This window comes from Exiguobacterium sp. AB2 (assembly GCF_000696055.1).
GTDB lineage: Bacteria > Bacillota > Bacilli > Exiguobacteriales > Exiguobacteriaceae > Exiguobacterium > Exiguobacterium alkaliphilum.
This window is the reverse complement of the sequence record NZ_JNAA01000029.1, coordinates 21,560-35,313: the sequence shown is the minus strand read 5'-3', so window position 1 is coordinate 35,313 and position 13,754 is coordinate 21,560. Positions and strand designations below refer to the sequence as shown.

Here is a 13,754-nt window from a genome sequence, read left to right as displayed (position 1 = left end):
AGGGGGATTTCACGTGGCACAGACCACTGCATTGCAGCAATCGCGTAAATACAATGGCCTTATGGACTGGATTACGACGGTTGACCACAAAAAGATCGGTATTTTGTATTTGTTCTCAGGGATTTTCTTCCTCCTTCTCGGTGGAATTGAAGCGTTACTCATTCGTTGGCAACTCGTTCGTCCGATGAACGACTTCGTCAGCGGTGAGACGTTTAACCAATTGATCACAATGCACGGAACGACGATGATTTTCCTAGCGGCGATGCCGATGCTCTTCGGTTTCATGAACGCCGTCGTACCGCTTCAAATCGGGGCACGCGACGTCGCGTTCCCGTTCATTAACTCACTTGGATTCTGGTTGTTCTTCTTCGGTGGCGTCATGCTCAACTTGAGCTGGTTCTTCGGCGCTGCACCGAACGCAGGGTGGACGGCTTATGCGCCGCTCTCGACACAACCGGAAGCGACGGGCGTTGACTTCTATGCGCTCGGTCTTCAAATTTCAGGTTTTGGTTCACTCATGGCCGGGATTAACTTCCTCGTCACGATTTTGAACATGCGTGCACCGGGCATGAAGCTCATGCGCATGCCGCTCTTCACATGGACGACGTTCGTCGCTTCGGCTTTGATCGTCTTCGCATTCCCGCCACTTACGGTCGGATTGTTCATGTTGATGTTCGAACGACTGTTCGGAGCCGTTTACTTCAACCCGGCGATGGGCGGAAACGTCATCATCTGGGAACACCTCTTCTGGATTTTCGGTCACCCGGAAGTATACATTTTGATTTTACCGGCTTTCGGTATTTTCTCGGAAATCATCCCGACGTTCGCACGTAAACGCCTCTTCGGTTACACGACGATGGTATTTGCGACGATGCTCATCGGTTTCCTCGGATTCATGGTTTGGGTCCACCATATGTTCACAGTCGGTCTCGGACCGGTTGCCAACTCAATCTTCGCGGTCGCGACGATGGCGATCGCTGTCCCGACCGGGGTTAAAATCTTTAACTGGTTGTTCACGCTCTGGGGCGGCCAAATTAAGTTCAACGTCGCGATGCTTTATTCGGTCGCATTCATTCCATCGTTCCTCGTCGGAGGGATGACAGGGGTCATGCTCTCGGTTGCACCGGCGGATTATCAATACCATGATAGTTACTTCGTTGTCGCTCACTTCCACTACGTAATCGTAGGTGGGGTCGTCTACGGACTGTTTGCTGGACTTTACTACTGGTTCCCGCTCATGTTCGGTAAGGCACTCTCTGAGAAGCTCGGCTATTGGCAGTTCTGGTTGTTCTTTATTGGCTTCCACTTGACGTTCTTCCCTCAACACTTCCTCGGATTGTTCGGGATGCCACGCCGCGTCTTCACATACCTTCCGAACCAAGGGTTTGAAACGATGAACTTACTGTCGACAATCGGTGCCTTCTTCATGGGTGTGTCGACGATCATCTTGCTCGTCGCAGTCGTGAAAGCATTCATGTCGAAACAAGTTGTCAAACCAGACCATTGGGAAGACGGTCGTACATTGGAGTGGACACTTCCCGTACCGACGCCAGAGTACAACTTCGCGCAAACGCCACTCGTCAAAGGTCTCGATACGTTCTGGCTCGAGAAGATGGCTGGCAACAAACGGGTATCTGTCTCTGAACCGGTGACAGACATTCACATGCCGAACAACTCGTTGATTCCGTTCTTCATGTCACTTGGATTGTTCATCGCCGGTCTTGGCGCGATTTTCCAAAAGGACAACATGATCATCGGTTGGTCGCTCATCGCATTCGGTTTACTCATGACATTCGTATCGATGTTCCTCCGTTCATGGATCGACGATCACGGATACTACATTCCAAAATCACAAGTCGAAGCGGATTTGAAAGCGATTCGTGAGAAAGGAGAACAATAAATGGCACATGCAGTTGAAAAACACCTGGTAACCGGCCTTCCGGCCAATCCAGAGAAAGCCACGCTGGATGGGAAAAATAAATATGTGGCCTTCTGGTTCTTCCTTGGTGGAGAGACCGTTCTCTTCGCCTCGCTATTCGGAACGTATGTCGGCCTATTGAACTCTGGTGCGCCAGAGGAACTCCGCTCGTACAATATCTTTGAGATGGGGCTCGTCTTCTTCATGACGATGCTCCTCCTCACGAGTTCGCTTACGAGCGTGCTCGCGATGATGAATATGAAAGCGAACAACCCTGGCCGCATGAAGTTCTGGTTGATCGTCACGCTCGTTCTCGGTGCGGGCTTCCTTGCAGCTGAGATTTACGAGTTCATTCACTACTACCATATCGGTCATACGTTCACGTCGAGCGCGTTTGGTTCAGCGTTCTACACGCTCGTCGGATTCCACGGCGCGCACGTTACGTTCGGTCTGCTCTGGATTGGGACGCTTCTCATCCGGAACTGGAACCGTCCAATCGATGTGTACAACGCACCGAAGTTTTATGTGTCGAGCCTGTATTGGCACTTCATCGATGTCGTCTGGGTTTTCATCTTCTCGATCGTCTATCTCCTAGGGATGGTGAGCTAATATGGAAAAACGTCCAATGAACGAATCGCACAAGCAGTTAGAACTCGAAGTAAAAGCCGAGTCGAAACGCGAATATCAGCTCCAGTTGATCAGTTTCGCCATGATGATTTTACTCACATTCCTAGCGTTCGGCGCTGTGTACGCTGAACTCATGCCGGTGTGGGCGGCGGGTGGTTTCTTGATTATCCTCGCCATCATTCAAGTGTTCTTGCAGTTGTACATGTTCATGCATATGAACAACCGTGGTAACACATGGATCGTTGGGATGATGTGGCTCGGCATTTTTGTCGCCATCATCACGGTAGCGGCACTTCGTTTGCTCATTTGGTAAATGTGACAAAGGATTGAACATCTGTGGAAACACAGATGATTCGGTCCTTTTTGCTTTACTTCAAAAATAAAGGAATAGTAATCTTGAAGTGAACGGTTTCATCGGTTTGGGAGAGAGAAAAGGGGTGAAGGGATGCTCTGGAATACATCAGAGCTACTCAGGCAGTTCGATTGGATGACGCTTTGGAGTCCATTCTTCGGATTGCTCATGGTAGGACTGTACGTCCTGTACGCGGTCGTCACAGAGAAAATGGCGAAGCGGGGATATGAGTCGACCACGTTGTTGCAAAAGTTCAGTATGCTATTTGCCATCGTTTTGTATTACATCGGATTCGGAAGCCCGGTCGACGTGCTCGCGCACATCATCTTCTCGGTGCATATGTTCCAAATGGTGCTCGTCTACGTGCTCGCACCGGCGCTCGTCGTCTACGGGTTGCCGTATTGGGTATTTGAAAAATTATTTAGCTATAAAGTGATTGGGCCGACATTCAAGTTCATGACGAAGCCGCTCATCGCGCTCATCTTGTTCAACGCGTTATTCACGTTGTATCATATGCCATTCATCTTCGATTACGTGTTGACGAATTATGAAGTCCACCGTATTTTCCACGGTGCGCTCGTCGTCTTCAGTTTGACGATGTGGTATCCGGTGATCGCACCGTTCCTCTCAGAGGAAGAAGAAGGCATGTCCGATTTGAAACGGATGGTATACATCATCGCCAACGGGGTGCTTTTGACGCCCGCATGTGCGCTCATCATCTTTAGTCATAATATCCTTTACGATGCGTACACGGACGTCGAGACGTTCGCGACAGTACTCGGCTACTGTATGCCGAACGGCGACGTGTCAGGACTCGATTTGAACGCGCTCATGGGTGCGACGAATAGTGCGCTAGAAGACCAACGCTTCGGCGGGGTATTGATGAAGCTTGGTCAAGAACTCGTCTACGGCTTCTTCTTCGGTTGGACGTTCTTTGGCTGGGTTCGCCGCACGAAGTCGCTCGCGCTCGAGGAAGGCATGTCGTTCTCGCCGCAAGAGCAACAAGAGAAAAAATGAGTTAAGGCAAAGGGGAAACAACGATGAATTATCTTGCATTGATTAGTGTTTCATTCATTGTGCTCAGCGCGATTTTAGTCGCCATCGGCTGGGTCATCATCGCACGGGACCGCCGTGACATCGAGAAGCACAAAAAAGTCATGACGGCCGCAGCGGTGGCCGCCACGACGTTCTTCATTCTTTACGTGTCACGCACCATCTTCGTCGGCAACACGGCGTTCGGCGGTCCGGACAGCATCAAACCATATTATTTGGCGTTCATGATTTTCCATATCTTACTCGCGACGACGGGGGGCGTGCTCGGTTTGATCACGCTCTACCTCGGTTATAAAAACAAAGTCGCAAAACACCGCAAGATTGCCCCGAAAGCCTCGGTCGTCTGGTTCTTCACGGCGATTACCGGTGTCACGGTATACGTTCTCCTCTATGTCGCGTTCGAGCCGGGTGAGACGACGAACGTCTTCCGCGCCATTATCGGAGGGTGACCCAAGAGAGGGGGATGAGGATGAAACGGAACAGTTATATGACGGTCGGTTTGACGGTAGCCGTCCTAATCACCATCGGCGTCGCATCTTATTTCTTATTCTTTAAACAGGACGATTTGCCGGTCATTCAAGAACCGACACCGTTCACACTCACGAATGCACTAGATGGTGAGACGTACAACTCCGACAACGGGAAAGTAAAAGTGATTACGTTCTTTTACACGAACTGTCCGGACATCTGTCCGCTCACGCTCCGGGACTTTATGAAACTCGAGCAAGAGTTGAAGGCCGACGGATTGTATGGGACCGATGTCGAACTCGTCGCCATCACGGTCGACCCGGAAGTCGATACGGTACCGGTGCTTGAAAATTACGGTACCGCCTTTCAAGCGGAACCGACAGGATGGAAAGTGTTGACGGGTGAGAAAGCGGACATCGACCGCATCACGCGCCAGCTTCAATTCTATTATTCGAAGGCGAACAGCGGGCTCGTCACGCACGCCACGACGATGTATATCGTCGATCGACAGCATGACGTGCGGGCCGTCGCGCAAATGGCGACGACAGGAGATCAGCCGGTCGATATCGAATCTATCATGGAGGACGTGAACGTGCTCGTTGCTGAAAAGGAGTGAAGACGATGAACGATACGATGGCTGTGATTGGGAACGATTATTCGTATGGAGATGTGACGATTGCGGAACGGGCGATTGAGGGTTTGATTGCATGTAGTGCAATCGAGTTCGGCTTGGCTGAAGTGAAAGTCGTTTCTTTGTCGAAAGATCGCTACGATTATCAAGTGATCGCACCGCTCTCGCTCGTAGAGGCGGAACGGTTGTACCGTTACATCCGAGATCAATTCGATTTGTTGCTCGGGCAAGTCGACGTGACGATTAACGTCATCGCGACGTAACGAAAGGAAGGGGCCAAAGCGCGGTCCTCGGATTGTTGACGAACAGAATGTTTTCGCTCATCCTCTTGACGCCTCCGCTATCCTAGGGCGAGCAGGGAGCCGCATCGGGTAACGCTGCTGGGTCTCCCTCCGCTCGCTATTGTCTACGGCGCCGTCGGATGAGCGCCGCGAGAGGCCGCCTTTGTGCGGCCTCTCGTCTTTGCGTTTCTTCAATTTTTCTGTCGGGCCGTGCGCCTCGGGACCATTGAACCCAAAGAAGACGAACCGAATCGCAGGTCACGATTCGTCTCATCCACAGCTCGGGGGCAACAGCGTAGTCCTGTTTTCTTTGTACCTATATTTTCCATAAGTGAACTCTGTTATGATTAGGAAAAGAGAAGACTACCAGCACATCCGTTCGATACGAGGAGGAAGAAGGATGGGAAAAGAAGCGTTAGTCGTCATTGATCTTCAAAACGATATTACGAAAAATTACAAAACCGTGATTATAAACGTCAATCACTCGATTGATTGGGCCGTCGAGCATGACGTGCCGGTCGTCTACATCCGTCATGAGAATCTCTCGGCAGGGACGAGGACGTTTAAAACGGGTACTGCGGGGCCGAGCTCGTCCCGGACTTGAAGGTGGTGTCTGACCACGTCTTCACGAAATATAAAGGAAACGCGTTAACGAGCGAAGCGTTCGCAACCTTCATCGAGCAGCATGAAGTCGAGACGTTCTACATCACCGGGGCGGATGCCATCGCCTGCGTGAAGTCGACGTGTTACAACATGCGAAAATCAAACTATGATGTTCAAGTCTTGTCCGATTGTATAACAAGTTATGATCAAAAGAAGATTGCCGAGATGATTCAGTATTATGAAGGGAAAGGCTGCAAGATTATTCGAGTGGAGGACTTACCTGCTTGACTTGGGGGTTGAACATGACGGGATACGGACTCTATAGGGGGTCCTTTTTCGTTGACAGACATTTGTCTTCAAATGAAAAACCCCTTTACGATTAAAGGGGTTTGACTTCTAATGTGTCGGCGAGAGCCGTCAAGCGACGCTCGCAGTCGCGGACAATCTCTTCCGGAAACTCTTCGTCATATTCGACGCCGTGTGGGTAATAGTGTTTCCCGAGAATCGGTGTCAACATTTTTACGACAGCGTGACGGTCCTCGATTTGGCCTTCAATCGCGTAGACCGGTAAGCGAAGGTAGAACGTCTCGCCCGTCGATTGCTTCTCATATTTCATATCATACGTCGCACGCTCATAGTCCCAAGCGCCTTCACGGATGAAATGATGATGATCCATGATCGTCTCGAGCAAACCGAAGCGGATCTCTTTTCCCTCGATGTGGAACTGCTCAAATTTCATCATAATCCCCCTTTTTTCAATAAACCTCATATGTCATCATATCATATCCAAAAACATTGTTGGAATAACGTGTGTTCAAATTGTGAAAAAAAGATGAACGGTCAACGAAGCGTCTCGAGGTAGGCGTCAATCTTCTCTGCCAAGCGGACTCCGAGCGGCATCAGGCCTTCTGAACCGAAGAAGACGTTGAACTCGAGGATATAAAAGCCTTCGGCGGTGACGATGACATCGAACGCCGCGTGGTTGATGTGCAACGTCTTCGCAATCTCGAGCACTTCGTCGACGACGTCTTGCGGGATATCGTCATATGAGAAGTGAGCGCCTTGGGCGACGTTGTTTAGGAACGCCTCGCTGACACGCCAGTAGGCGCCGGCGACGTCTTCGCCGATGATGATGATGCGAAGGTCACGGTCGTTCGGGATATATTCTTGTACGTAGAACGTATCGTGTTTCTCGACATACTCGAGCCAGTCTTGCTCCTGTTTGATGAGCCAGACGCCTTGCCCCATCGACGATTTTGCCGTCTTGGCGACGAACGGATAGGTGAACTCCTCGAGCACGCGTTCAATCGTGTACGCGTTCTTTCCGTAAATGAGGGTCTTTGGGATGCGGTCCGGGAACGTCGCCTTGAACGCCCGCGTCATCTCGATTTTATCGTGGCCGAGGTGATACGTCGCTGGAGACGGATAAATCGGTTTATTTAAACCGTAGATGATGGAATTGACCATCCAATATTCGGGGAACAAGACGAGTTCAGCGGCGCGTACTTTATCGAGTTGGTCAAAGTAGTATTCTGGTTTCGCGTAGTCGGTTTTGATGCCGGCCGAGCGAATCATATTGAACGAGACTTTTTTCATCGGACACCGTGCAGGCACGGTGATTCACTTCCTTTCTGTTCTGAACGCATGAGTCACATTCAATTATAAAGCCGATTGCTCACAGAGGGAATCAATTGTGGTAAAATCATGTCAGAAAGGGTGAAAGCCATGATTATCACTGAACAGACGATCGTACTTCTCGACCAGACCGAAACGTTGGCCGAATGGATTGAGTCGAGCGAGTCGTTCCAAACATATATCACGACGAAGCGGGCACGCCTGGCGTCAGACGAGGCGCGTGACGTAGAGCGTGAGTTTTTACGCATGAAAGAAGATTACGAGTACGTGCAGCGGTTCGGCAAACATCACCCGGACCATGACCGAATCAAAAAAGAGATGCATCTCGTCAAGCGTCGGCTCGACGTCCAACCGGAAGTGGCCGCTTTCAAGAAAGCGGAGCGGAATTTGGACAAACTGCTCGGGGAAGTGAGCGGCTTACTGGCCCACTCCGTATCCCCGAAAATAAAAGTCCCGACGGGCAACCCGTTCTTCGATGAGGGTGGCTGTTCCGGCGGAGGAAGCTGTGGCGGAGGAGGCGGAAGCTGTGGATGTGCTGTCTAACTCGTTTGAGCTGAACGGACGCATCGGCCTTGTCGTGTACGTCCAGTCGCTTAAACAAGTGAAAGTGCTCAGACGATACGCGAACTTGTATTATGTGTCGAAACGGGAGAAGTATGCCTTTTTGTATACGGACTTGGACGGACACGAGGCGGTCATCGAGCAAATGCGGGCGTTGCCGTTCGTCGAGGACGTCGTGCGTAGCGAACGGCCGTTCATCGCCGAGACGTATGCGCCGAAACAGAAATAAAACGAAACAAGATGAAGGTGGCGACACCTTCATCTTTTCTGGTGGGGGAGAGAACCATGCGCGTCATTTCAGGAGAACGCAAAGGGACACGATTAAAAGCGGTCCCGGGGTCGGCGACACGTCCGACGACAGATAAAGTAAAAGAATCGTTATTTAACATCATCGGTCCTTATTTCGCGGGGGGAGACGCGCTCGATTTGTATGCCGGAAGTGGCGGGCTCGGAATCGAAGCGCTCTCCCGTGGCTGTGACCACGCGGTGTTCGTCGACAAGCAGACGAAGGCGATTCAGACGATTCAAGAGAACTTGCGCGTCACGCGCTACGAAGCGAATGCGACCGTTTATCGTCAAGATGCACGACAAGCGCTCGACGAGCTGATCACGAGCGGACGAGAATTCAAGCTCATTTTCATGGATCCACCGTATCACGCCGAAGCACATGAGACGTTTTTGCAGCTCATCGAGGCGAACCACCTCCTGACCGATAACGGGGTCGTCGTCTGCGAACATGGGAGTGAGGCCGAGTTGCCGGAACGTGTCGGGCGACTCGAAAAAATAAAAGTTCAGCGCTACTCAGACGTGATCACGATCAGTTTTTATGAGTACGCATCAACTGAGGAGTGAGAACATGTCCAAACGCATCGCCATCTGTCCAGGAAGCTTTGACCCGATTACGAACGGTCATTTAGATATCATCGAGCGCGCCGCGGCCATCTTTGACGAAGTGATTGTCGCCGTCCTCGAAAACTCGAGCAAAGCACCGTTATTTGACGTCGAGGAGCGGCTCACGCTCATCCGTGACGTGACGACACATTTGCCGAACGTGACGGCCGACGCGTTCGGCGGTTTGCTCGTCGAATACGCCGCCGAGCGGGAAGCGGCGACAATCGTCCGAGGCTTGCGTGCCGTTTCCGACTTTGAGTATGAGTTGCAAATCGCGTCCATTAACAAAAAGTTGAACGAAGACGTCGAGACGCTCTTCATGATGACGAACAGCCAATACTCGTTCCTCAGCTCTTCCATCGTCAAAGAAGTCGCGAAATACGGGGCTTCCGTCAATGAGCTCGTTCCGGTTCAAGTCGAAGAGGCGCTCCGCAGAAAGTTTGAAGCGAGCCGACAACCATGAAGTCGTTAAAAATCGGACTCGGCTTACTCGTCGCCGTGCTCATGTTCTTGTTCGTCCCGTTACCGTATTACATCACGTATCCAGGCGAGGCGACGTCGATTGAACGGTTCATGACGGTCGAAGATGGAGAGAAAGAGCCGGGCGAGCTCATGATGGTCACCATCTCGCAGCGACGGGCGACACCACTGTGGCTCGTCGGGAGCTGGTTCACGCCGTTCACCGAAGCGAGCCCATCGAGCCGTTATTTATATGACGGGGAAGGTGAACGGGACTACGAACGGCGTCAACAGCTGCTCATGGCTTCATCGCAACAAGCGGCGATCCAATATGCCTACGCGCTCGCCGAGGCGGACGTAGACGTCGATTTCAATGGCATGTACGTCTCGGCCCCAATCACCGGGTCGCTCGCTTCGAACGTATTGAAGCCCGGCGACGTGATCACGGCAATCGACGGCCGCGCCTTCATGTCACGACTTGATTTTCTCGATCAAGTGGCGACGTTTGAGGCAGGCGACGAGGTAACACTCACGATTGAACGGGACGGACGGGAACGGGTCGTCACCACGCTCGTCCAACCGCTCGACCGCTCCGGCGATCGGGTCGGTATCGGCATCTATGAACCGTTGCCGGTCCAGGACGTCGTCACGGACCCGTCCGTCGCCTTTGAACTCACGAACGTCGGGGGACCGTCGGCCGGTCTCATGTTCACGCTTGAGATTTATGATCAATTGACGCCGGGTGACTTGGCGAACGGAGAGAGGATTGCCGGGACCGGCACGGTCGATGAGGAAGGGAACGTCGGACCAATTGGTGGGGCGTGGCAAAAGATTGTCGCCGCCGACCGTGCCGGGGCGACCGTGTTCTTCGTGCCGGACGGACCGAACTACGAGGAAGCGAGGTCGTCCCTCGACCGGCTCGAGTCCGACATTGAAGTCGTACCGGTCAAGACGGTCGAAGAGGCGATTCGTTATTTGGAGTCGATGAACTGAGGCGTCTCCCTATATTCGGGCCGGGACAGGCCGAGCGGGAGGCGGTACGCCTCGGTGACGCGCGCCTCGAAGGCGAGGTCAGGGTGGTACTTGCTGAGAAGCGGTACCGTCTTTTTTAATTCGTTCAAGACGCGTCGGCCGACCGGATTGAAGGCGAGGGGACGCACGTAAGGGACGTCATCGAAACGGACGGGCAACTCTGTCCGCTCGAAGTGGATGAGCACCGAGACGAGCGCCCGCTGAATCGCCGTCCGCGTATACCGGCGCGTCAGCATCTTCGAGAGGGCCCGTTCGAACGTCGGTTCCATCCCGGCCTCGATGAGACGCGGCGAGAGCGAGGCGTCGATGCCGACGAGCTGCTCGAGCACGTATTTTGGCGTCGTCCGTAGCTTATATTGAAGCATCGGCCAATAGAGCGACCAATGCGCCATCGACTGACGTTCAAACAGCCTCCGCGTGGCCTCAGGAACCGCCCGGACGCTACCGGCTTCGAGGTAATGGGCGCGGACGCCCGTGGCCGACATGACATCCGAGACGCCGGTGTCGTGATAACCGGCCCCGAGACGCCGGACGGTATGAAGATTGATGGAACTGGCCGCTTGCGCGTAGTGGTAGGCCAAAATATTGTTCGGGAGCGTCAAGTCAAAATCAGGATAAAGGGAAGCGAACGCCGTACTCGATGCCTTCGCCGGGGACAGTCCTTCCTTTAACGCAGATTGGAACGCGTCACGATAGGCTGGTTTCGATTCGATCTCGGACTTGGCGGCCTGCTGAATCGCCGATACGTCACCGCTCTCGCTTCCGAACGACAGTGTCTGGCAATCCATCCGCTCAGCGAGATGGACGGCTGCGCTCGCGAAGCGGTCGGCGCGTTGAACGCCATAGCGGGTCGGGAGTTCGACGACGAGGTCGATTGCCCCGGTCTCGACCGCCGCTCGGGCCCGAGACCACTTGTCGAAGGCGGCCGGTTCGCCGCGCTGGGTGAACTGTCCACTCATGATGGCGATGACGGCTTCGGCCTCGGTCTCGAGCCGGGCGGTTTCCGCTTGATACAGGTGACCGTTGTGAAACGGATTATACTCGGCGATGATGGCCGTCTTTTGCATAAAATTACTCCTTTGCAATGTCGAATGGATTGGTGTAAGATGGATAAGTACGCTTTGACAAAGCGCCGTCGTCAACTGATTTTAGTGTAAAGAAAAAACATTGACAAAACAAGTTGGCCTATCTATAATTCATATTGTTGCAATTGAGGTGATTCGGATGAAATGGTCTATTGCACAGCTACTTAAGCTTCGAAACCAAGGTGACAGTTTTATCGTCGATGAGACGGTCGAACTTCCGGAGCTGACTCAGCTCCATCCGGATATCCGATCGATTCGCCCAGTGCATGTGCATGGGGATGCGTCGTTCACATCTAATCAAGTTACATTCAATCTGAAGATTCAAGGTGACCTGACGTTGCCAGATGCGCGTACGTTAGACGATGTCATGTATGAATTCGATATTGAATCACTCGAGCCTTTCTTTTTGGAGAACGGGCGTTACACGGAGCAATTCGATGACGTCAATTTGCCAGAAGGAAATACGATTGATCTGCGACCGATCGTACGTGAGCTCATCATGTTAGACGTCCCGATGCAAGTGTTCGGGAACGAAACAGACAAAACTCAGGTTGAAGGGGAAGGCTGGGCCCTCGTAGAGGATCAGCTGGACGACCAACCAAAAATTGACCCGCGCCTCGCGGGACTTGCCGACTTGTTCTCGAAAAAAGAGGACGAGAAAGGCTAACTATTCAAGGAGGTGGACAACGATGGCAGTACCATTCCGTAGAACGTCGAAAACTCGCAAACGTCTTCGTCGTACTCACTTCAAACTCAACGTACCTGGTATGAACGAGTGCCCGAACTGTGGCGAAATGAAACTTTCACACCGTGTTTGCAAATCTTGCGGACATTACAACGGTAAAGAAGTAACAAGCAAATAATGCTTGAAGAAGCGGTCTCTTAGGAGGCCGCTTCTTTTTTTATGGTCATCGATTAGGATTGTGGTAAACTCTTTTTGTGTATGACGAGAAGGAGGGTTGCCGATGCGACCGATTGAACGGATAGGCATCATCGGGAACGGGGCCGTCGGCATGTTGATGGCGTCGTTCCTCGCAGAAGAGTATACGGTGACGTTATACGGTCGAAACGGCGAACACGGTGACGTCACAATCGAACGCGTTGGGGTGACGAGCGGGACGGCACGTGTCGTGTCCAAACCGATTCATCTGCTTGACGAGACGGAAGCGGACGTCTTTTTTGTGACGACAAAAGCGCATCACGTGGAAGCGGCGACCGAGCGGTTGACGGGGAACGTGCCCGTGTTTATCTGTGCGAACGGGATTGCCCATCTCGATTATGCAGAACGGCGTGGGTTTCAGCTTGGAGTCGTCGAACACGGTGTGACACGTGACGGGACGACCATCCGCCATAGCGGACTCGGGCGTGTCCGAATCGGCAGCCTGACAGGTATGGAGCCGCTCGTTTTTAGCGCGTCCCCGTTACAGATCGTCTGGGAATCCGATATCCGGCACGTCGTCGTCGAGAAGTTGTTCGCGAACGCCATCATCAATCCGATCACGGCGCTTTGTCGGGTGCCAAACGGTATGGTCGGGCAACCGCCGTGCCGAGACGTCGCACTCGCGATTTATAAGGAATTGACGTCGCTGTTCGACGAGTCCGTACCCTATACATATATCGAGTCGATCATCGAGAAAACGTCGACCAATCGCTCCTCGATGTTACGGGACATAGAAGCCGGCCGACCGACCGAAGTGGACGCTATCCTGACGCCGCTCTTGAAACGGGCGGAGACGCGAGGGGTCGAACTGACGGTCATCCCGCTCATGCAAAAATTGATTATAGGGGCGAGCGCATCGTGTTAGTGTATATCGTTTCATTTCCACTCATCATTTGGTTTATGGTGTATATGATACTTAGAAAAATTATGCCGAAATCGGTCAATACGTTCAAGCTGGTTTGTGATGTCGGCGTCGTGCTCTGGTTTTATGCGTGCGCCGTCCTGTTAGAGGCGATTGTCGGGGATGACCTGTTTTGGTTGTTGCTCGCCGCGTGCGTTGCCATTTTTCCGATTAACGCGATTTGGCAGCGGGTGAGGCATGAGGAAGTCATCTTCACGAAGATGTTTATCCATGGTTGGCGCTTGCTCTTTTTATTGCTCGTCCCGACCCATGCCGTCTTGTTCATCGTCGGCATCGCCAAGCATATGATGTATTGA

The 13,754-nt window shown here is 52.5% G+C and carries 21 protein-coding genes; 18 read left to right on the top strand and 3 right to left on the bottom strand.

What is annotated here, in order from left to right:
• Positions 1 to 61: 61 nt before the first annotated feature.
• The 9 genes from ctaD (at position 62) to DI14_RS15665 (ending at position 6,221) form a co-directional block, all read left to right on the top strand.
• Positions 62 to 1,900 carry a cytochrome c oxidase subunit I gene (ctaD, locus tag DI14_RS04325; RefSeq protein ID WP_051622557.1) on the top strand — a complete coding sequence of 613 codons (1,839 nt, stop codon included), beginning with the start codon at positions 62 to 64 and terminating at the stop codon, positions 1,898 to 1,900.
• A complete protein-coding gene (locus DI14_RS04320; RefSeq protein WP_034805686.1) occupies positions 1,901 to 2,527 on the top strand; it encodes a cytochrome c oxidase subunit 3 in 627 nt (208 codons plus the stop codon).
• A gap of 1 nt (position 2,528) precedes the next feature.
• Complete coding sequence (locus DI14_RS04315; RefSeq protein ID WP_034805683.1) at positions 2,529 to 2,858, top strand: cytochrome C oxidase subunit IV family protein; 330 nt, start codon at positions 2,529 to 2,531, stop codon at positions 2,856 to 2,858.
• Between the two features lie 132 nt (positions 2,859 to 2,990).
• Positions 2,991 to 3,914 (top strand): cytochrome c oxidase assembly protein, encoded by a 924-nt coding sequence (locus tag DI14_RS04310; RefSeq protein WP_034805680.1) that lies wholly within the window; start codon positions 2,991 to 2,993, stop codon positions 3,912 to 3,914.
• 23 nt (positions 3,915 to 3,937) lie between these two features.
• Positions 3,938 to 4,399 (top strand): DUF420 domain-containing protein, encoded by a 462-nt coding sequence (locus DI14_RS04305; RefSeq protein WP_034805677.1) that lies wholly within the window; start codon positions 3,938 to 3,940, stop codon positions 4,397 to 4,399.
• Between the two features lie 20 nt (positions 4,400 to 4,419).
• Positions 4,420 to 5,034 carry an SCO family protein gene (locus tag DI14_RS04300; protein ID WP_034805675.1) on the top strand — a complete coding sequence of 205 codons (615 nt, stop codon included), beginning with the start codon at positions 4,420 to 4,422 and terminating at the stop codon, positions 5,032 to 5,034.
• Between the two features lie 5 nt (positions 5,035 to 5,039).
• The gene (locus DI14_RS04295) at positions 5,040 to 5,312 is read left to right on the top strand and encodes a hypothetical protein (RefSeq protein WP_034805672.1); all 273 of its coding nucleotides are present in this window, start codon (positions 5,040 to 5,042) and stop codon (positions 5,310 to 5,312) included.
• A 418-nt stretch (positions 5,313 to 5,730) separates the two neighbouring features.
• Positions 5,731 to 5,934: an isochorismatase family protein gene (locus DI14_RS15670; RefSeq protein ID WP_255344257.1), complete on the top strand. Its 204-nt coding sequence runs from the start codon at positions 5,731 to 5,733 to the stop codon at positions 5,932 to 5,934.
• A gap of 2 nt (positions 5,935 to 5,936) precedes the next feature.
• The gene (locus DI14_RS15665; RefSeq protein WP_255344258.1) at positions 5,937 to 6,221 is read left to right on the top strand and encodes a cysteine hydrolase family protein; all 285 of its coding nucleotides are present in this window, start codon (positions 5,937 to 5,939) and stop codon (positions 6,219 to 6,221) included.
• A gap of 91 nt (positions 6,222 to 6,312) precedes the next feature.
• Here the strand turns inward: DI14_RS15665 and DI14_RS04285 are convergent, their stop codons facing one another.
• Together DI14_RS04285 and DI14_RS04280 are read right to left on the bottom strand one after the other, a co-directional pair.
• The gene (locus DI14_RS04285) at positions 6,313 to 6,672 is read right to left on the bottom strand and encodes a YugN family protein (protein ID WP_034805655.1); all 360 of its coding nucleotides are present in this window, start codon (positions 6,670 to 6,672) and stop codon (positions 6,313 to 6,315) included.
• A gap of 101 nt (positions 6,673 to 6,773) precedes the next feature.
• A complete protein-coding gene (locus DI14_RS04280; protein WP_235193391.1) occupies positions 6,774 to 7,547 on the bottom strand; it encodes a RimK family alpha-L-glutamate ligase in 774 nt (257 codons plus the stop codon).
• Positions 7,548 to 7,658: 111 nt separating this feature from the next.
• Here DI14_RS04280 and DI14_RS04275 point away from each other — a divergent pair, with 111 nt between their 5' ends.
• The 5 genes from DI14_RS04275 to DI14_RS04255 are packed head-to-tail and all read left to right on the top strand — an operon-like array spanning position 7,659 to position 10,472.
• Complete coding sequence (locus tag DI14_RS04275; RefSeq protein ID WP_034805649.1) at positions 7,659 to 8,111, top strand: YlbF family regulator; 453 nt, start codon at positions 7,659 to 7,661, stop codon at positions 8,109 to 8,111.
• Positions 8,095 to 8,358: a YlbG family protein gene (locus tag DI14_RS04270; protein WP_051622553.1), complete on the top strand. Its 264-nt coding sequence runs from the start codon at positions 8,095 to 8,097 to the stop codon at positions 8,356 to 8,358. The genes DI14_RS04275 and DI14_RS04270 overlap by 17 nt, the downstream gene beginning before the upstream one ends.
• Before the next feature lie 56 nt (positions 8,359 to 8,414).
• Positions 8,415 to 8,981 (top strand): 16S rRNA (guanine(966)-N(2))-methyltransferase RsmD, encoded by a 567-nt coding sequence (gene rsmD, locus DI14_RS04265; RefSeq protein ID WP_034805646.1) that lies wholly within the window; start codon positions 8,415 to 8,417, stop codon positions 8,979 to 8,981.
• A gap of 4 nt (positions 8,982 to 8,985) precedes the next feature.
• Entirely contained in the window at positions 8,986 to 9,483 is a 498-nt protein-coding gene (gene coaD / locus DI14_RS04260) for a pantetheine-phosphate adenylyltransferase (protein WP_034805643.1), read from the top strand.
• Positions 9,480 to 10,472, top strand: coding sequence for a SepM family pheromone-processing serine protease (locus DI14_RS04255; RefSeq protein ID WP_034805640.1), 993 nt, complete (start codon positions 9,480 to 9,482; stop codon positions 10,470 to 10,472). Before coaD ends, DI14_RS04255 begins: the two co-directional genes overlap by 4 nt.
• On the opposite strand, the gene DI14_RS04250 is transcribed toward DI14_RS04255, so the two are convergent.
• Positions 10,451 to 11,578, bottom strand: coding sequence for a nucleotidyltransferase family protein (locus tag DI14_RS04250; protein WP_034805637.1), 1,128 nt, complete (start codon positions 11,576 to 11,578; stop codon positions 10,451 to 10,453). The genes DI14_RS04255 and DI14_RS04250 overlap by 22 nt on opposite strands.
• Positions 11,579 to 11,735: 157 nt before the next feature.
• Here DI14_RS04250 and DI14_RS04245 point away from each other — a divergent pair, with 157 nt between their 5' ends.
• The 4 genes from DI14_RS04245 to DI14_RS04235 all read left to right on the top strand — a co-directional run bounded on the left by DI14_RS04245 (position 11,736) and on the right by DI14_RS04235 (position 13,754).
• The gene (locus DI14_RS04245) at positions 11,736 to 12,263 is read left to right on the top strand and encodes a DUF177 domain-containing protein (protein ID WP_034805635.1); all 528 of its coding nucleotides are present in this window, start codon (positions 11,736 to 11,738) and stop codon (positions 12,261 to 12,263) included.
• A gap of 22 nt (positions 12,264 to 12,285) precedes the next feature.
• Positions 12,286 to 12,459, top strand: coding sequence for a 50S ribosomal protein L32 (rpmF, locus tag DI14_RS15165; RefSeq protein ID WP_015881300.1), 174 nt, complete (start codon positions 12,286 to 12,288; stop codon positions 12,457 to 12,459).
• A gap of 102 nt (positions 12,460 to 12,561) precedes the next feature.
• Positions 12,562 to 13,401: a ketopantoate reductase C-terminal domain-containing protein gene (locus DI14_RS04240; RefSeq protein WP_034805631.1), complete on the top strand. Its 840-nt coding sequence runs from the start codon at positions 12,562 to 12,564 to the stop codon at positions 13,399 to 13,401.
• Positions 13,395 to 13,754: a DUF3397 domain-containing protein gene (locus DI14_RS04235; RefSeq protein WP_034805628.1), complete on the top strand. Its 360-nt coding sequence runs from the start codon at positions 13,395 to 13,397 to the stop codon at positions 13,752 to 13,754. Before DI14_RS04240 ends, DI14_RS04235 begins: the two co-directional genes overlap by 7 nt.